Genomic DNA, 17,362 nt, shown 5'->3' on the forward strand with positions numbered 1-17,362 from the left:
TCATCCCACCCCGGCAGGAAGCACTCGGCCGCCCACCGCCCGCACGGCTGCGGCGATGTCATCCGCCAGCTGGTCCGCCTCGGTATCGGTGAGGTCGTGGGTCGTGAGCCGGAGTCGCCGGGCGGCGCCGGCGTCGTCGAGTGCGAAGTCGTCGCCGCTGCGGGCGAGCCACCCCCGGCGCATGAGCCGCTCGGTGACTGCTCGCGCGGGCACCGGCAGCGCCACCCACAGGTTGAGCCCGTCGCCGGCCACCGCCGGGAGGCCGAGAGCGGAGAGGCGCTCGGCGAAGGCCGCATTGCGCGCGGCATAGTGCGCACCCGCGCGATCGATCTCCGCCAAGACCGCGGGATCCGAGGCGAGGGCGAGGGTCAGCCGCTGCAGCAGATGGCTCACCCACGTGGTGCCCGGCGTCAGTCGCATCGCGAGGCGATCGGCCGTCTCGTCGTCGGAGGCGGTCACGGCGAGGCACATGTCGGGCCCCAGGAACTTCGAGACCGAACGGACGAGGGCCCAGCGGCGATGCCCGGCGGGGATGATCGTGTGAAACGGCTCGCGCGACAGCATCGAGAAGTGGTCGTCCTCGATGACGAGCACGTAGGGATGCTCCGCCAGCACCGCGCGCAGCTCCGCGGCCCGTCTCGCCGAGACGCTCGCTCCCGTCGGGTTCTGCGCCCGAGGCGTGCAGATGACGGCTCTCACTCCATCCGCGAGCGCGACCCGGAGCCCCGCGACCGTCATGCCCTGGTCGTCCATGGGGATTGCCACCGCGCGGTAGCCGCCGACGCGCACGGTGTGGATGCTCGTCAGGAAGCAGGGGTCCTCCAGCGCGACGGCATCGTCGCGCGTCAGTGCGCTGGCGAGGAGTCGCTCGACGGCGTCGGCCGCGCCGCTCGTGATGGTGAGGCTGAAGTCGGCGGCAGGCGCATCGCCCATCCAGGACCGCGCCCACCGCTCGAGGTCGGGGTCGATGACGGGCTCGCCGTAGAGCACCGGCCGTCGGGCGACACCGGCCAGCGCGCGCGAGAGGTCGGGGATACGGGTGGGGTCGGGATTGCCCGTGCCCACGTCGCGCAGCACCGTGTCCGCCGCGAACCCCTCTTGAGCGACGACGGCGCGATCGGCCACGCGGGTGCCGCCGCGGCCGAGGGTGACGACGACGCCGGCCTGGGTGAGCTGGCGGTAGGCGGCGACCACGGTGTTCCGGTTGACGCCCAGGCTGTCGGCGAGCGAACGCACGGAGGGGAGGGCGTCGCCGGGGCGCAGCATCCGCCGCTCCACGAGTGCGCGCAGGCTGTCGGAGATCTCCGCTGCCGAGCGCCCGCTGATCTCGAGGTCCATGCCACCGCCTTCCGTGTGCCGATCCTATGGTGCGGTACATGCTATCTTTTGGCCTAGGCCAATCGGCCACCTCGTCTCCATCCGATCGCGCGTCGCCGTGCGATCCACCCGAAGGGAACCCTTGTGAGCGCAGTCGACACGGGAACCGGACGCGTCAAGCGCGGCCTCGCCGAAATGCTCAAGGGCGGCGTCATCATGGACGTCGTCACGGCCGATCAGGCCAAGATCGCCGAGGACGCCGGTGCCGTCGCGGTCATGGCCCTCGAGCGGGTTCCCGCCGACATCCGCGCCCAGGGCGGCGTCTCGCGCATGAGCGACCCCGACATGATCGACGGCATCATCGAGGCCGTCTCGATCCCCGTCATGGCGAAGGCGCGCATCGGCCACTTCGTCGAGGCGCAGGTGCTCCAGGAGCTCGGCGTCGACTACATCGACGAGTCCGAGGTGCTCTCGCCCGCCGACTACGTGAACCACATCGACAAGTGGGGCTTCACGGTGCCCTTCGTCTGCGGTGCCACCAACCTGGGTGAGGCGCTGCGCCGCATCAACGAGGGCGCCGCCATGATCCGCTCCAAGGGCGAGGCGGGCACGGGAGACGTCTCCGAGGCCACCAAGCACATCCGCAAGATCTCGAGCGAGATCAACGTTCTCCGCTCGATGACGAAGGACGAGCTGTACGTCGCGGCGAAGGAGCTCCAGGCGCCGTACGAGCTCGTCGCCGAGATCGCCGAGACCGGCAAGCTCCCCGTCGTGCTCTTCGTCGCCGGCGGCGTGGCAACCCCCGCGGATGCCGCGATGATGATGCAGCTGGGCGCCGACGGCGTGTTCGTCGGCTCGGGCATCTTCAAGTCGGGCAACCCGGCCGAGCGCGCGGCGGCGATCGTGAAGGCGACGACGTTCTACGACGACGCCAAGGTGATCGCGGAGGTCTCCCGCGGACTCGGCGAGGCGATGGTCGGCATCAACGTCACCGACCTCGCTGCCCCGCACCGTCTCGCCGAGCGCGGTTGGTGACCGCTCGGACTCGTCCGCACGTCGGCGTCCTGGCTCTCCAGGGCGACGTCCGCGAGCACGCGCGAGTGCTGACCGGGCTCGGCGCCGAGGTGTCCCTCGTGCGCCGGCCCGTCGAGCTCGCCGCGGTCGACGGACTCGTGATCCCCGGCGGGGAGTCGAGCGTCATCGACAAACTGTCGCGCGCGTTCGGGATGCGTGAGCCCGTGCGCGACGCGATCGCGGCCGGGATGCCGATGTACGGCACCTGCGCGGGCATGATCCTCCTGGCCGATCGCATCACCGACGGTATCGACGGCCAGCAGACATTCGGCGGCCTCGACGTCACGGTGCGGCGCAACGCGTTCGGCAGCCAGGTCGACTCCTTCGAGACCGACCTCGCGGTTCCGGTGCTCGGAGACCCGCCGGTGCACGCCGTGTTCATCCGCGCTCCGCTCGTCGAGGAGACCGGTCCCGAGGTCGAGCGGATGGCCGTGCTGGAGGACGGTCGCGTAGTGGCCGTCCGCCAGGGGGCGCTGCTCGCGACGGCATTCCATCCCGAGGTCTCGGGGGAGCACCGGTTCCATCGGCTCTTCCTCGACTCCCTGCGCGCGCCATGATGGGAACCGTGTCCACCTGGGTCGCCCTCCTCCGGGGCGTGAACGTGGGCGGCATCAGCATCCGCAATGCCGACCTCGCGGAGGTGTTCACCGCGCTCGGGTTCGGCTCGGTGCGCACGGTCCTCGCGAGCGGCAACGTGGTCTTCGAGGCGGATGCCGCGGCATCCGATCGCGCGAAGCTGACCTCGAAGATCGAGAAGGCTCTGCGCGAGCGATTCGACTACGACGCCTGGATCGTCCTCGTCACGCTCGGCGAACTCACCGCGGCGGCCGAGGCGTTCCCCTTCGACGACGCCGACTCCTCCCGCCAGCCGTGGGTGATCTTCTGCGTCGACGCGGCCACGCGCGACGAGCTCGTGAAGGCCGCGATGGACTCGGATGCCGAGGCCGACCCCGTCGCGTCGGGCGAGGGCGTCGTCTACTGGAACCCGGTGAAGGGCACGACGGTGTCGACCCCCTTCGCGAAGGTCCTGGCGAAGTCCGCCTACCGGGCGCGCACGACCAATCGCAACCTGCGGACGCTGCGCAGGATCATCGGCTGACGCGGCCCTCCGCGGCGCGGGCCCGGCCTCGGGATTAGACTTGTCAGCCGGCGGCAGGGTCGCGGCGCATCGACGTGAGCGGCCCCGCACAGCCGACGAGCTGATCAGGAGAAGTATGTCCGGGCATTCCAAGTGGGCGACGACCAAGCACAAGAAGGCCGTGATCGATTCGCGCCGCGCCAAGTCGTGGGCCAAGCTCATCAAGAACATCGAAGTGGCCGCGAAGCTCGGAGGCCCCGACCTCCAGGGCAATCCGACGCTGTTCGACGCCGTTCTCAAGGCGAAGAAGACCTCGGTCCCCAAGGACAACATCGACCGCGCCATCAAGCGCGGCGCGGGTATCGGCGGCGAGTCCGTCGAGTACACCTCGATCGTCTACGAAGGCTACGGCCCCAACGGCGTCGCGCTCATGATCGAGTGCCTCACCGACAACAAGAACCGCGCCGCCGCCGAGGTGCGCACCGCGCTGACGCGCAACGGCGGGACCCTCGCCGACCCGGGCAGCGTGGCCTACAACTTCACCCGCAAGGGCGTGATCGTCGTTTCGAGCGAGGGGGCCAGCGAGGACGACGTCATGCTGGCCGCGCTCGAGGCGGGTGCGGAGGATGTCGAGCCGCATGCCCAGGGCTTCGAGGTCATCACCGAGGCGACCGATCTCGTGCCGGTGCGCTCCGCGCTGCAGGATGCCGGCATCGAGTACGAATCGGCCGACGTGGAATTCGTGCCCAACCTCAAGGTCGAGATCGATGCCGACACGGCCCGCAAGGTCTTCCGTCTGATCGATGCGCTCGAGGACAGCGACGACGTCCAGAGCGTCTTCAGCAACTTCGACCTGTCCGCCGACGTCCAGGCCGAGCTCGAAGAGGACGAGTAGGTCCCCGCGCGGAGCGCCTCGGCCACGTGGTCGCTGCCCTCGCCTAGCGTGAGGGAGTGACTTCCCCACGCGCACGCGGCAGCCTCCGGGTGCTCGGCATCGACCCGGGCCTCACCCGGTGCGGCGTCGGTGTCGTGGACGTGGCGCCCGACCGGTCCGCGCGGCTGGTCCATGTCGGCGTCGTCCGCTCCGACCCTGGCGCACCGATCGAGGAGCGCCTCGCGGTGATCGCGGCCGGTCTGCGCGACGTCGTCGATGCGCATTCGCCGCAGGTCGTCGCCGTCGAGCGCGTGTTCGCACAGCACAACCGGCACACGGTGATGGGCACGGCGCAGGCGAGCGGCATCGCGCTCCTGATCGCGGGGGAGCGCGGCCTGCCTGCCGCGACGCACACCCCCTCCGAGGTGAAGGCGGCTGTGACCGGCTACGGATCGGCCGACAAGCTCCAGGTGCAGACGATGGTCGCCCGGGTGCTGCGTCTGGACGCCCTGCCGCAGCCGGCCGACGCCGCGGATGCGCTGGCGCTGGCTCTGTGCCACGCCTGGCGCGGCGGGGCGGCGGCCGCGGCATCCGGTCCACTCACGCCCGCCCAGAAGGCGTGGCACGACGCCGAACGACTCGCGCGCCGGTGAGCGTGTCGCTCGAACAAACGTCCGAAGGCGCCCGTAGGCTCGGAGCATGATCTCGTCCCTTCGCGGCACCGTCGTGCACATCGAGCAGGACGCCCTCGTCGTCGAGGTCGGCGGAGTAGGTCTCTCGGTCGCGGTGACGCAGCAGGTGGCGAGAGGCGCGCATCTGGGCGAGCCGATCCTGCTCCACACGAGCCTGATCGTCCGAGAAGATGCCCTGTCGCTCTTCGGATTCGAAGAGCGCGAAGAGCTCGGCGTCTTCACTCAGCTCCTCGGAGTGACCGGCGTCGGGCCCAAGTCCGCGCTCGGTGTGCTGTCCACCCTCACCGTCGCCCAGATCGCCGACGCGGTCGCCGCCGACGACGATGCGCCGTTCCGCCGAGTCTCGGGCATCGGACCGAAGACGGCCAAGCTCATCGTCGTGCAGCTCGCAGGCAAGATCACGGTCACGCGCACGACCGGAACAGCGCGGGCGGATGCGGCGCCCGCCATCCCCGCTCAGGTGGTGCAGGCGCTGGTGGGCCTCGGGTGGTCGGAGCGCATCGCGGCCGAAGCCGTGGAGTCCGTCGCGGGGGAGGCGACGGAGTCCGAGCGCGCCTCCGTCCCCGCGCTGCTGCGACTCACGCTCTCGGTGCTCGGCCCCGCGCGCAAGGAGACCATCGGTGGATGACCTGCGCGACGCCGCCGAGCCTGCCGACGAGACCGAGCTCGCCATCGAGGGCGCCTTGCGCCCCACGTCGCTGGCCGAGTTCGTCGGTCAGCACAAGGTGCGCGGGCAGCTGCAGCTGCTCCTGGATGCCGCGCGCATCCAGCACCGGCCGCCCGACCACATCCTGCTGTCGGGTCCGCCGGGTCTCGGGAAGACCACTCTCGCGATGATCGTGGCGCACGAGAGCGAGCGCCCCCTTCGGCTCTCGAGCGGCCCGGCGATCCAGCACGCGGGCGACCTCGCAGCGCTGCTGTCGAGCCTCACCTCCGGCGAGGTCCTCTTCATCGACGAGATCCACCGCATGGCGCGATCCGCCGAGGAGATGCTCTACCTCGCGATGGAGGACTTCCGCATCGACATCATGGTCGGCAAGGGTGCCGGGGCCACCAGCATCCCGCTCGATCTCGCGCCGTTCACGCTCGTCGGCGCCACGACCCGGTCAGGGCTCCTGCCCAACCCGCTGCGCGACCGCTTCGGCTTCACCGCGCACCTCGAGTACTACGAACCCGAGGAGCTCGAGCGCGTGATCGAGCGGTCGGCCGCCATGCTGGGCGTCTCGCTGCCTCCCTCGGCGCGCGCCGAGATCGCGCGTCGCTCGCGGGGGACGCCGCGCATCGCGAACCGTCTGCTCCGCCGCGTGCGCGACTACCTCATCGTGTACGGCGATGGGCGAGAAGCCGACACGGCGATCGTGGACGGGGCTCTCGACCTCTACGACGTCGATGCGATCGGGCTCGATCGCCTCGACCGAGCGGTTCTCGACGCCCTCGTCCGCCGATTCCGCGGCGGGCCCGTCGGCCTCGGCACGCTGGCGGTGGCCGTCGGTGAGGAGGCGGAGACCATCGAGTCCGTCGTCGAGCCGTATCTCGTGCGCATCGGATTCATGGGGAGGACGCCGCGCGGACGCGTGGCGACTCCCGAGGCGTACGCGCACATGGGTGCGCGCCGCGCCGAATCGGTGCTCGACTTCGATGACCTATAATCGCTGGAGGCTTTCGCCCCCCTCCTCTCACAGGCAGTGCCGCCATGGTGCGCGCCTGACCCGAAAGGTCATGTCACCTTCATGAACGAGTTCTTCACCAACTACGGCCTCATCATTCTGCTGGTCGTGCTCCTGGTCTTCATGTTCTGGAGCTCGCGCCGCCGGATGGCGAAGCAGAAGCTCGAGCAGGAGCAGCGCGCGCGTCAGACCGTGCCCGGCGCAGAGGTTCTGCTGCAGGGCGGGCTGTTCGGCACGATCGTGGCGTACGACCCCGAGAACCTGGACCAGCCGGCGATCGTCGAGATCGCTCCCGGCGTCGAGATCAAGGTGCACAGCCAGGCCATCCTGCGTGTGGTGGACCCGATCGCCGACGTCCAGACCGAGGACGACTTCCTGCCCGAGGCATCCGCTCCCGTCGTCACCCCCGTCACCCCCGTCGACGACGTCGCCGACGACATCCGCGCGGCTGACGACACGGCGGACGCCGCCGACCCGGACGCAGAGCCCGGCACCAAGCCCCAGGCCTGATCCCACCGGCCCCTTTCGGGCTTCTTCCAGAAAGCGGAATCCGTGGCGACTTCCACTCCCGTCCGGCATGCGTGGCGCGCGCTGACCGGCCTCCTCGTGATCACGGCCCTGCTGGCCGGGATCAATGCACTCGGCGTGTACGTGTTCCAGCAGAGCTCGTGGACGCCCGCGCTTGCGCTCGACCTCCAGGGCGGCACGCAGATCGTGCTCGAGGCGCAGACCGAGGACGGTGCCGCGCCGTCCGAGGAGCAGATGAACCAGGCGGTCACGATCATCCGCCAGCGCGTCGACGCGTCGGGTGTCGGCGAGGCCGACGTCACCACGCAGGCTGGCAACCAGATCGTCGTCCAGATCCCCGGGCAGGCCGACGAGGAGACCCGCAACCGCATCGAAGCCTCGGCTCAGCTGCAGCTGCGCGCCGTGCTCGTCGCGGGTTCGCCGGCGACCACGTTCGTGGGTGAAGACGGCAACGAGACGCCCTACCCGACCCCCGACCCCACCCTCGCGGCCACGCCGTCGGCGGAGCCGACGAACGGCAGCGACCTCGCGTGGGTCACGCCCAAGCTCCAGGCGGAGTACCAGGCCTACGACTGCGCGAACCCGACGAACGATCCCGCGAACGCGCCGGCCGACGAGCCGCTCATCACGTGCGACGCCGACGGCACGATCAAGTACATCCTCGGGCCGGTCGAACTCGACGGATCGTCCATCGACGACGCGTCGTTCGGCCTTCAGCAGCAGAACGGACTGTGGGCGGTCAACCTGAAGTTCGACGAAGAGGGCACCAAGACCTTCGGCGAGATCAGCCAGCGACTGTACGGTGCCGACCCGCCGCTCAACCAGTTCGCCTTCGTGCTCGACGGCTACGTGCTGTCCGCGCCGTCGATGAACGCGGTCATCCTCGGCGGTGACCCGAGCATCACCGGCAACTTCACACAGGAGTCCTCCAAGGTCCTCGCCGATCAGCTGAAGTACGGCGCTCTGCCGCTCTCGTTCACGGTCGAGAGCTCCAACTCGATCTCAGCGACCCTGGGTTCGCAGCAGCTGCAGATCGGCCTCATCGCCGGTCTCATCGGTCTCGCCCTGGTCGCGATCTACTCGCTGATCGTCTACCGCGCGCTCGGCTTCGTGATCATCGCGTCACTCGCGGTGATGGCCGTGCTGACCTATCTCACGCTGTGCATCCTCGCGTGGCGCATGGGCTTCCGGCTCTCGCTCGCCGGCGTCGCCGGTCTAATCGTGACGATCGGTTTCACGGCCGACTCGTTCATCGTCTACTTCGAACGCATCCGAGACGAGCTTCGCGACGGCAAATCGATCACGAGCGCCGTCGAGGACGGCTGGAACCGCGCCAAGCGCACGATCTACATCTCGAAGTCGATCAACATCCTCGCCGCCGTGGTGCTGTACATCCTGGCCGATGCGACCGTCAAGGGCTTCGCGTTCACGCTCGGCCTCACGACCGCGATCGACGTGCTCATCTTCATCCTCTTCACGCACCCGGTGATGCAGCTGCTCGCACGCACGAAGTTCTTCGGCGGCGGGCACCCCCTGTCGGGTCTCGATCCGACGGCTCTGGGCGCGGTCTACCGCGGTCGCGCGCAGTTCCGCGCGCCCGTGGCTGCGACCTCGACGACGGCCGCGGACCGGCGCGCCGGAAAGTCCCGCAATGAGGCGGTGCGCCGCCAGACGATCGCCGAACGCAAGCAGGCGGAGCTCGCCGCCGGCTCGGCGGGCGGAAAGTCGAAACCCGGCCCGACCGCCAAGGAGGGAGACGACTGATGCGCTCCATGAATCAGCTCGGAAACGACCTCTACACCGGCAAGACCTCGTTCCCGTTCGTCGGGCGTCGGCGCCTGTGGTTCCTGATCGCGGCGATCCTCGTGGTCGGCTCGGCGCTCGTGCCGCTCTTCCGGCCCATCGAGTTCTCGATCGAGTTCACCGGGGGATCGCAGTTCACGGTCAACAGCGTCGCCACCCCCGACCAGGACATCGCGACGGAAGCCGTGCACTCGGTCGTTCCCGACGCCACGACGAAGGTCGTGACGATCGGCGACGACGCGGTCCGCGTGCAGACCGACCAGCTGACGGACGCCGAGAGCCGTGAAGTCTCGGCGGCTCTGGCCGAGGCGTACGACGTGCCCGCCAGCGAGGTCAGCTACTCGTTCATCGGCCCCAGCTGGGGAGCCGACGTCACGCGCCAGTCGCTGTGGGGTCTGGCCATCTTCCTCGCGCTGACGTTCCTGATCCTCGCCCTCTACTTCCGCACGTGGAAGATGTCGGTGTCGGCGATCATCGGCCTGGTCGACGTGCTCATCATCACGGTCGGCATCTACGCCCTGTTCGGGTTCGAGATCTCGCCGGCGGCGGTGATCGGATTCCTCACGATCCTCTCCTACGCCCTGTACGACACCACGGTCGTCTTCGACAAGATCAGGGAGAATACAGACGAGGACGGCGAGGTGTCGGGTCGCACGTTCGGCGAGTCCGTGAACCTCGCGGTGAACCAGACCCTGGTGCGGTCGATCAACACGACCGTCGTCGCGATCCTGCCGACCGGTGCGATCCTGTTCATCGGACTCATCTGGCAGGGTGCGCAGACGCTCACCGACCTCTCGCTGTCGATCTTCGTGGGAACGATCGTCGCCGCGTACTCGACGATCTTCGTCGCGGCGCCGCTGTACTCGCTCCTGCGCGAGAACGAAGCGCCGATCAAGGCGCGTGACACGCGTGTGCTCGCGGCGCGAGAGCTCGCGGGCACCCCGGCCTGAGGCGCATCGACGCGGGCGTAGGATTGTGATCTCCAGCGGAGGGGAGGGAATCGGGTGACCGAGACCGTCCCTCCCGCCCAGACCTCGTCGCTTCGTCGTCTCGTTCCGCGGATCTTCTCGCGGTCGGCGCGTCGCGACGACGTCGAGCAGCTGCTTCGCACGGTGCGCACGCACCACCCGAAGGGCGATCTGTCGATCATCGAGCGGGCGTACGCCGTCGCCGACACCGCCCACACCGGGCAAACGCGGCAGAGCGGCGAGCCGTACATCACGCACCCTCTCGCGGTCGCGCAGATCCTCGCCGATCTCGGTCTGGGGCCCAAGGCGATCGCTGCGGCGCTGCTGCACGACACGGTCGAAGACACCGGGTACGCGCTCGACACGCTCACGGCCGAGTTCGGCGACGAGGTCGCGATGCTCGTCGACGGCGTGACCAAGCTCGACAAGGTCAAGTACGGAGAGAGCGCCCAGGCCGAGACGGTCCGCAAGATGATCGTCGCGATGTCGCGCGACATCCGCGTCCTCCTGATCAAGCTCGCCGACCGCCTCCACAACGCGCGCACATGGGGCTTCGTGCCGCCCGAGAAGGCGCGCAAGAAGGCGACCGAGACGCTCGAGATCTACGCGCCGCTCGCGCACCGGCTCGGCATCCAGGCCATCAAGTCCGAGCTCGAGGATCTCTCGTTCGCCGTGCTCCACCCGAAGCTCTACGCCGAGATCGAGAGTCTCGTCAAGCAGCGCACCCCGCAGCGTGAGCAGTACGTGCAGAACGTGATCGACGCGGTCGACACCGACCTGCGCGAGCTCCGCATCCGCGGGCGGGTGATGGGCCGGCCGAAGCAGCTGTTCTCGGTGTACCAGAAGATGGTCGTGCGCGGCCGCGAGTTCGACGACATCTACGACCTCATCGGCATCCGCATCCTCGTGAGCAGTGTGCGTGACTGCTACGCGGTGCTCGGCGCGATCCACGCGCGCTGGACACCGCTTCCCGGCCGGTTCAAGGACTACATCGCCACGCCGAAGTTCAATCTCTATCAGTCCCTCCACACGACCGTGATCGGTCCCGGCGGTCGCACGGTCGAGATCCAGATCCGCACCAACGAGATGCACCAGCAAGCCGAGTACGGCGTCGCGGCGCACTGGAAGTACAAGGAGCGGATGAACGGCGGCAAGACCGACGCCAAGTCGGTCGACGCCGACATGGCGTGGCTCGCGCACATCTCCGACTGGCAGGCGGAAACCGCCGACCCGGGCGAGTTCCTCGACTCGCTCCGCTTCGAGATCGGCGCGAAGGAGGTCTACGTCTTCACGCCCAAGGGCCGTGTGATCGGGCTCCCTTCGGGCGCGACCCCAGTCGACTTCGCCTACGCGGTCCACACCGAGGTTGGGCACCGCACCATGGGTGCGAAGGTCAACGGGCGCCTGGTGCCGCTGGAGACGGAGCTCAAGAGCGGCGACGTCGTCGAGGTGTTCACCTCGAAGAATCCGGATGCCGGTCCCAGCCAGGACTGGCTCGGGTTCGTGCGCAGCACCCGGGCGCGCAACAAGATCCGCGGGTGGTTCACGAAGGAGCGTCGCGAAGAGGCGATCGAGCAGGGCAAGGAGGCGATCGCCCGGGCGATGCGCCGGCAGAACCTCCCGCTGCAGCGCCTCATGAGCCAGGACTCGTTCAGCGAGGTCGCCCAGCAGCTGCGCTACGAGGACGTCTCGGCCCTGTATGCCGCCGTCGGCGAAGGGCACGTCTCGACGCAGTCGGTGATCGAGAAGGTCACGGCTCGCGTCAGCACGAGCGACACCAGCACCGGCCCGATCGAGCTGCCGGGTGTGGGACGCTCGCGGGCGCCGCGCAACGGCGACTCGGGCGTGCTCGTGCGCGGCGCACCCGACATCCTCGTCAAGCTCGCCAAGTGCTGCACGCCGGTGCCCGGCGATCAGATCATGGGGTTCGTCACGCGGGGGAGCGGCGTCTCGGTGCACCGCACCGACTGCACGAACGTCAAGTCGCTGATGGCCGATGCCGAGCGCCTCATCGATGTCGAGTGGGCGCCGACAACGAAGAGCGTCTTCCTCGTTCAGATCCAGGTCGAGGCGCTCGATCGGTCGGGACTCCTCAGCGATGTGACGCGCGTGCTCAGCGAGCACCACGTGAACATCCTCTCGGCATCGGTGTCGACATCCCGGGACAGGCTGGCCCTCAGCCGCTTCGTGTTCGAGATGGGCGACATCGTGCACCTGGACCGTGTGCTCAACGCCGTGCGGCGCATCGACGCCGTCTACGACGTCTACCGCGTCACGTCGTCCTGACCGCGGCCTGAGCCGCCGCGATCCCGCGCAGAAGTGCCACCGCGGCGCGCTTGTGGGGGAGGACTCCCCGCTCGAGCCGGGCGATCGCGGCGGCGACGAGTTCGGGATCGTCTGCGGCGACCAGCCGGCACGCCCGCGCGTGGTCGTCGTCGTCGACACGCGCGAGATCGATCACGGTGCGCAGGCGCGTGGTGAGATGGACACCGCCGACGAGCACCAGGTCGTCGGGGTCGACGGCGAGGTCGCGGTACACGATGCGGCGGGACGGCGCGCGGTGCAGACGCTTCGCCACGGCCCGCTGCACCGTGTGCCGCTCGGGCGGTGCCGGGAGCGCGCCGTGAACCCAGGCTGCGGTGAGATGCGTCGCGGCGAGGGTGTCGCCGAGGAGCGCGGCCAGCGAGCCGGCACGGAGTGCACGCGTCTCGACCGCGTCCGCGGGAATGTACGCGTCGCCGAGTTCGACGACGTGGCCGTCGAGACGTGCGGCCGTCAGCTCCGCGAGGGAGAGCCGGTCATCGACGTAGTAGAGGAACGGTGACGCCATCACCGCAGTCTGTCGGAGCTCCGTCGATGGGCAGGGGTCGCCTGCCTGACCTGTGGAGAACCGCGCGAACGCGGGGCGGGGGAGTGACGGGCGTCAGCCGCCGAGCGCCTTCAGCCAGGACTTGCGGGCTTCGAGCGCCTCGGTCGCGTTCGCAATGGCCTTCTTGTCGCCGGACTTCTTCGCCGCGGCGAGCTCGTCCTCCAGCTTGTCGATCGCATCGGTGAGCTGGCGCGTCATGTCGTTGGCGCGAGCCTTGGTCTCGGGGTTGTTGCGCTTCCAGTCCGAGTCCTCGCGGGTCCGCAGGGCCTGCTCGATCTTGCGCAGCTCGTCGTCGAGGCCGCGCTCGACGTCGCGCGGGAAGATGCGGCCGATGTCGTCCCACTGTCGCTGGATGCCGGTGAGGAGCGCCCGCGCCTTCGCGATGTCGCGCTGATCGCCGACGGCCTTGGCCTCCTCGAGCAGAGCGCGCTTCGCGTCGATCTTCTCGCGGGAGGCCTCGACATCCGCCGTCTCGCGCTCGACGCGTGCGGAGTAGAGCGCGTCCCCTGCCGCCTTGAATCGAGCCCACAGGGCATCGTCGACCTTCTTGCCGGCACGGCCGGCCGTCTTCCACTGGTCGAGCAGCTCCCGGTACGCGGGGATGCCGTCCTCGCCCTTCGGCGCCAGGGCCTCGGCCTTCTCGACGAGCTTGGTCTTGCTCTCGCGAACGCCCTTGTGGGCCTCGTCGAGCTCGGCGTAGAACTCTCGGCGGTGCTTGTCGATCGTCGACCGCGCGTCGCGGAACCGCTTCCAGAGCTGCTGCGCCGCCGACTTCGGCAGACGCGGGCCGTTCTGCTGCTGCGACTGCCACTGATCGAAGAGGTCGGTGATCTCGGCGGTGGCCTGCTTCCACTGCACCGTGCGGGGGTCCCGCGCGGCGAGGGCCTCGGCCTTCTCGACGATCTCGGTGCGGCTGCGTACCGCCTCGTCGACGGCCTCGCGAGCCGCCGCTGCTTCGGTTTCGGATGCCGCCGCCAGCGTCTCGGTGAGCGCCGAGACGCGGGTCTCGAGTCCTGCCAGGTCGCCGACCGCCGCTGCGCCGTCGAGCTTGGCCGACACGGTGCGCGCGGCGCTGCGCAGGTCGGATGCCGAGGCCCCGCCGCGGCGGTGGCGCACCTCGAGAAGGGCGACTTCGCTGGCCAGATCGGTGTACTTGCGCTCGAAGTAGGCCAGGGCCTCTTCGGCCGAGCCGTCGGGGTACTGCCCGACCACGCGCCAGCCGTCCGCCTCGCGCACCGACACCGTGCCGTCGTCGTCGACGCGGCCCCAGGGCTCGGCGGATTCGGTCGCGGGACCGGTGGATTCGGGAGTGGACTCTGCTGCGGCAGTCACGGGATGCACCTCATCGCGGCGTACGCCGCCTGTGGGGGATGGACGGCCCCCAGCCTAGTACGGGCGGGGGCTTCCTCTCAGATGCCGTGGAGTGCGCGAGCTACGGAGTCGGGGTGGGCGTCGGCGTCGTCGAGGACGTCGGAGTGGGAGTCGGCGCGACGGTCGGGCTCGGGGTTCCGGTGGTCGTCGGGGCGGGCACCGGCGCGCCGGGACCGGCGACGAAATACGCCGTCTGCGCTCCCACCACTCCGAGGATCAGCAGACCGCCGACGACGCCGGCGATGACGTTGTCGCGCGTGCGGCGACGAGCCTGACCCGCGTGGAACTCCTGGCGCGCCTGATAGAGCCGCGAACGCTCGCGCGACTCCCGCGAGCCGCGGTCCTTGCCACCGTTCGCCACGAGACCTCCTCCGATCCGGGTCGACGCCCGGGCCGGGTTGATCCTACGGGGCCCGCCCGCGCGCGGCAAAAGCTCCTGCGTCCGGCGTCGCCGGTGCGCATTAGCCTGGAACGGTGAGCATCCCCACACCCTCTCCGCGTGCCGCCGGCGCGCCACGTGGAGCCGCCGGGGGCGTGGGCGCGCAGACCGCACTCTTCCAGGGGCAGACGCCGCTCGCCGTGCGCATGCGGCCGACCTCCCTGGACGAGGTCGCCGGTCAGGGTCATCTCCTGCGGCCGGGGTCGCCGCTGGTCACGCTGGCGGACCCGGATGCCGCGCGCACCGCCTCGTCCGTCATCCTGTGGGGCCCCCCGGGCACCGGCAAGACGACGCTGGCCCAGGCGATCGCGCGCTCTTCAGGTCGGCGGTTCGTCGAACTCTCCGCCGTCACCGCCGGCGTGCGCGATGTGCGGGAGGTCATGCAGGAGGCTCTCACACAGCGCGACCTCTACGACCAGTCCACGATCCTCTTCCTCGACGAGATCCACCGCTTCACCAAGGCGCAGCAGGACGCCCTGCTGCCGGGCGTCGAGAACGGCTGGGTCGTGCTCATCGCCGCCACCACCGAGAATCCGTCGTTCTCGGTGATCTCGCCGCTGCTCTCGCGCTCCCTGCTGCTCACCCTCAAGCCGCTCACCGACGACGATCTGCGGATGCTGGTCGACCGGGCCGTCTCCGATGCCCGGGGGCTCGCGGCATCCGTCACGCTCGGCGATGACGCACGCGACGCGCTCGTGAGGCTCTCATCGGGGGATGCCCGGCGGGCGCTCACCGCCCTCGAAGCGGCGGCGTCTCTCGCGGAGCCGTCGGACCACGGCGGCTCGCCGGTGATCAGCGCGGAGCACGTCGCGCAAGCGGTCGATCGTGCACTGCTGCGCTACGACCGGCAGGGCGACGAGCACTACGACGTGATCAGCGCCTTCATCAAGTCGATCCGGGGCTCCGACGTCGACGCCGCGATGCACTACCTCGCCCGCATGATCGAGGCGGGCGAGGATCCCCGGTTCATCGCGCGGCGCCTGATCATCTCGGCGGCCGAGGACATCGGTCTGGCCGATCCGCACGCTCTGCCGCTGGCGGTGGCGGCGGCCGACGCCGTGCAGTTCATCGGCATGCCCGAGGGCCGGATCCCGCTGGCCGAGGCGACCGCGTATCTGGCGACGACGGCGAAGTCGAATGCCGCCTACCTCGCGATCGATGCGGCGATCGCCGACGTGCGGGCAGGCGGCTTCGGCCGCGTGCCGATCCACCTTCGCGACGCTCACTATCCGGGGGCCAAGCGCCTCGGACACGGCAAGGGATACATCTACCCGCATGACTCCGAGGTCGGAGTCTCTGCACAGCAGTACCTGCCCGACGAGCTCCGCGGCCGCCGCTACTACGAGCCCAAGGCCCTGGGTGCCGAGCGCGACGTGCAGGCCCGCCTCGAGAAGATCCGGCGCATCCTCGACGGCCGGTGACGCCGGGGGAGCGGCCAGAGCAGGACGGGCACCCCGTTCTGATAGACTTGACCGGCTCGAAACACAGTTTTCGGGCATCCCCACCTCCCTTCACAGCCTTCAGGACGCCCCGACGTGCGTCCCGACAGGTGGGAGCCGGGATACGTCCGCGGGCCGTGATCGACACGGCCGCGTCATCGAAAGGAACACTTCGTGGCAACGAAGTCCCAGGACCGCCGCAAGGTCCGTCTCTCCCGCGCCCTCGGCGTGGCCCTCACCCCGAAGGCCGCCCGCTACCTCGAGAAGCGTCCCTACGCTCCGGGCGAGCACGGCCGCACCAAGCGCAAGCAGGACAGCGACTACGCCGTCCGTCTCCGCGAGAAGCAGCGTCTGCGCGAGCAGTACGGCATCCGCGAGAAGCAGATGCGCAACACGTTCAACGAGGCCCGTCGCACCCAGGGCCTGACCGGTGAGAACCTCGTCGAGCTGCTCGAGATGCGTCTCGACGCCCTCGTGCTCCGCGCCGGGCTCGCCCGCACCACCGCGCAGGCTCGTCAGCTCGTCGTGCACCGTCACATCCTCGTCGACGGCCAGCTCGTCGACCGCCCGTCCTTCCGCGTGAAGCCGGGTCAGCTCATCCACGTCAAGGCCAAGAGCGAGGGCACCGAGCCCTTCCAGGTCGCAGCCGCCGGCGGTCACGCCGACGTCCTGCCCCCGGTTCCGGCCTACCTCGAGGTCGAGCTCGACAAGCTGCAGGCGCGCCTCGTGCGTCGCCCCAAGCGCGCCGAGGTCCCCGTGGTCGGCGATGTGCAGCTCGTGGTCGAGTACTACGCGGCTCGCTGATCGCGAATCGTTTCGTGTGAAGGGCGTCGGGGTCTCCCGACGCCCTTCGTCGTTTCCGCCTACGATGGAGAGATGCCGCATCCGGCGGCACCGCGAGGAAGTGGTGACATGAAGAGCCTGCTGTGGTTCCTGGTCGGCATCGCCGGCGGGTTCGTCGTCGCACATTTCATGAACAAGGATCCGCGGGGGCACGAGATCCTCGCGGAGGTGGACGGCCGCATCACGGAGTTCACCGATCGCATCGGCGACGCGTATCGCGAGCAGGAGGCCCGCATGTCGGGCTTGGTCGACGACGTGAAGGGTGCCGCCGCCGACGCCGTCGAGAACGCCCGCGCCGCAGCATCCGATGCCGTCGACTCCGCCGCAGACGCGGCGAAGAAGCTCACCGACTGACCAGCGGCCGCTCGGCCCCGGACCCGGGGGAGTGGACCGCGCCATT

The 17,362-nt window shown here is 69.7% G+C and carries 18 protein-coding genes; 14 read left to right on the forward strand and 4 right to left on the reverse strand.

Annotated elements, in window-relative coordinates:
- Complete coding sequence (locus ASD93_RS05670) at nt 1-1,338, reverse strand: aminotransferase class I/II-fold pyridoxal phosphate-dependent enzyme (protein ID WP_056119945.1); 1,338 nt, start codon at nt 1,336-1,338, stop codon at nt 1-3.
- A 123-nt stretch (nt 1,339-1,461) separates the two neighbouring features.
- Between ASD93_RS05670 and pdxS the strand changes: the two genes are divergently transcribed.
- The 11 genes from pdxS (at nt 1,462) to ASD93_RS05725 (ending at nt 12,287) form a co-directional block, all read left to right on the forward strand.
- Nucleotides 1,462-2,352 (forward strand): pyridoxal 5'-phosphate synthase lyase subunit PdxS, encoded by an 891-nt coding sequence (gene pdxS / locus ASD93_RS05675; RefSeq protein WP_056119949.1) that lies wholly within the window; start codon nt 1,462-1,464, stop codon nt 2,350-2,352.
- Nucleotides 2,349-2,948 (forward strand): pyridoxal 5'-phosphate synthase glutaminase subunit PdxT, encoded by a 600-nt coding sequence (gene pdxT / locus ASD93_RS05680; RefSeq protein WP_056119952.1) that lies wholly within the window; start codon nt 2,349-2,351, stop codon nt 2,946-2,948. Before pdxS ends, pdxT begins: the two co-directional genes overlap by 4 nt.
- Nucleotides 2,949-2,956: 8 nt before the next feature.
- Nucleotides 2,957-3,490, forward strand: coding sequence for a DUF1697 domain-containing protein (locus ASD93_RS05685; RefSeq protein ID WP_056120909.1), 534 nt, complete (start codon nt 2,957-2,959; stop codon nt 3,488-3,490).
- A 115-nt stretch (nt 3,491-3,605) separates the two neighbouring features.
- The gene (locus tag ASD93_RS05690) at nt 3,606-4,364 is read left to right on the forward strand and encodes a YebC/PmpR family DNA-binding transcriptional regulator (protein WP_056119955.1); all 759 of its coding nucleotides are present in this window, start codon (nt 3,606-3,608) and stop codon (nt 4,362-4,364) included.
- A 56-nt stretch (nt 4,365-4,420) separates the two neighbouring features.
- Nucleotides 4,421-4,996, forward strand: a complete 576-nt coding sequence (gene ruvC / locus ASD93_RS05695; RefSeq protein ID WP_056119958.1) for a crossover junction endodeoxyribonuclease RuvC — start codon at nt 4,421-4,423, stop codon at nt 4,994-4,996.
- Between the two features lie 46 nt (nt 4,997-5,042).
- Nucleotides 5,043-5,663 carry a Holliday junction branch migration protein RuvA gene (gene ruvA / locus ASD93_RS05700; RefSeq protein WP_056119961.1) on the forward strand — a complete coding sequence of 207 codons (621 nt, stop codon included), beginning with the start codon at nt 5,043-5,045 and terminating at the stop codon, nt 5,661-5,663.
- Nucleotides 5,656-6,684 carry a Holliday junction branch migration DNA helicase RuvB gene (ruvB, locus tag ASD93_RS05705; protein WP_056119964.1) on the forward strand — a complete coding sequence of 343 codons (1,029 nt, stop codon included), beginning with the start codon at nt 5,656-5,658 and terminating at the stop codon, nt 6,682-6,684. The genes ruvA and ruvB overlap by 8 nt, the downstream gene beginning before the upstream one ends.
- A gap of 81 nt (nt 6,685-6,765) precedes the next feature.
- Nucleotides 6,766-7,212 carry a preprotein translocase subunit YajC gene (locus ASD93_RS05710; protein WP_056119966.1) on the forward strand — a complete coding sequence of 149 codons (447 nt, stop codon included), beginning with the start codon at nt 6,766-6,768 and terminating at the stop codon, nt 7,210-7,212.
- Between the two features lie 42 nt (nt 7,213-7,254).
- The gene (gene secD / locus ASD93_RS05715) at nt 7,255-8,994 is read left to right on the forward strand and encodes a protein translocase subunit SecD (protein ID WP_056119969.1); all 1,740 of its coding nucleotides are present in this window, start codon (nt 7,255-7,257) and stop codon (nt 8,992-8,994) included.
- Complete coding sequence (secF, locus tag ASD93_RS05720) at nt 8,994-9,983, forward strand: protein translocase subunit SecF (protein WP_056119971.1); 990 nt, start codon at nt 8,994-8,996, stop codon at nt 9,981-9,983. Before secD ends, secF begins: the two co-directional genes overlap by 1 nt.
- 54 nt (nt 9,984-10,037) lie before the next feature.
- A complete protein-coding gene (locus ASD93_RS05725) occupies nt 10,038-12,287 on the forward strand; it encodes a RelA/SpoT family protein (protein WP_056119974.1) in 2,250 nt (749 codons plus the stop codon).
- Here ASD93_RS05725 and ASD93_RS05730 read toward each other — a convergent pair.
- From ASD93_RS05730 to ASD93_RS05740, 3 genes are all read right to left on the reverse strand, one after another.
- A complete protein-coding gene (locus tag ASD93_RS05730; RefSeq protein ID WP_056119977.1) occupies nt 12,274-12,831 on the reverse strand; it encodes a hypothetical protein in 558 nt (185 codons plus the stop codon). The genes ASD93_RS05725 and ASD93_RS05730 overlap by 14 nt on opposite strands.
- A 93-nt stretch (nt 12,832-12,924) precedes the next feature.
- Nucleotides 12,925-14,202, reverse strand: coding sequence for a DUF349 domain-containing protein (locus ASD93_RS05735; RefSeq protein ID WP_056119981.1), 1,278 nt, complete (start codon nt 14,200-14,202; stop codon nt 12,925-12,927).
- 100 nt (nt 14,203-14,302) lie between these two features.
- On the reverse strand, nt 14,303-14,602 hold the full coding sequence (locus ASD93_RS05740; protein ID WP_056119984.1) for a hypothetical protein: 300 nt from the start codon (nt 14,600-14,602) through the stop codon (nt 14,303-14,305).
- Between the two features lie 224 nt (nt 14,603-14,826).
- Between ASD93_RS05740 and ASD93_RS05745 the strand changes: the two genes are divergently transcribed.
- The 3 genes from ASD93_RS05745 to ASD93_RS05755 all read left to right on the forward strand — a co-directional run bounded on the left by ASD93_RS05745 (nt 14,827) and on the right by ASD93_RS05755 (nt 17,316).
- On the forward strand, nt 14,827-16,101 hold the full coding sequence (locus tag ASD93_RS05745) for a replication-associated recombination protein A (RefSeq protein ID WP_056120911.1): 1,275 nt from the start codon (nt 14,827-14,829) through the stop codon (nt 16,099-16,101).
- A 192-nt stretch (nt 16,102-16,293) separates the two neighbouring features.
- Nucleotides 16,294-16,923, forward strand: a complete 630-nt coding sequence (rpsD, locus tag ASD93_RS05750) for a 30S ribosomal protein S4 (protein ID WP_056119987.1) — start codon at nt 16,294-16,296, stop codon at nt 16,921-16,923.
- A gap of 108 nt (nt 16,924-17,031) precedes the next feature.
- On the forward strand, nt 17,032-17,316 hold the full coding sequence (locus ASD93_RS05755) for a hypothetical protein (protein ID WP_056119990.1): 285 nt from the start codon (nt 17,032-17,034) through the stop codon (nt 17,314-17,316).
- Nucleotides 17,317-17,362: the final 46 nt, after the last annotated feature.

It is taken from the genome of Microbacterium sp. Root180, from assembly GCF_001428485.1.
In the GTDB taxonomy this organism is placed as follows: domain Bacteria; phylum Actinomycetota; class Actinomycetes; order Actinomycetales; family Microbacteriaceae; genus Microbacterium.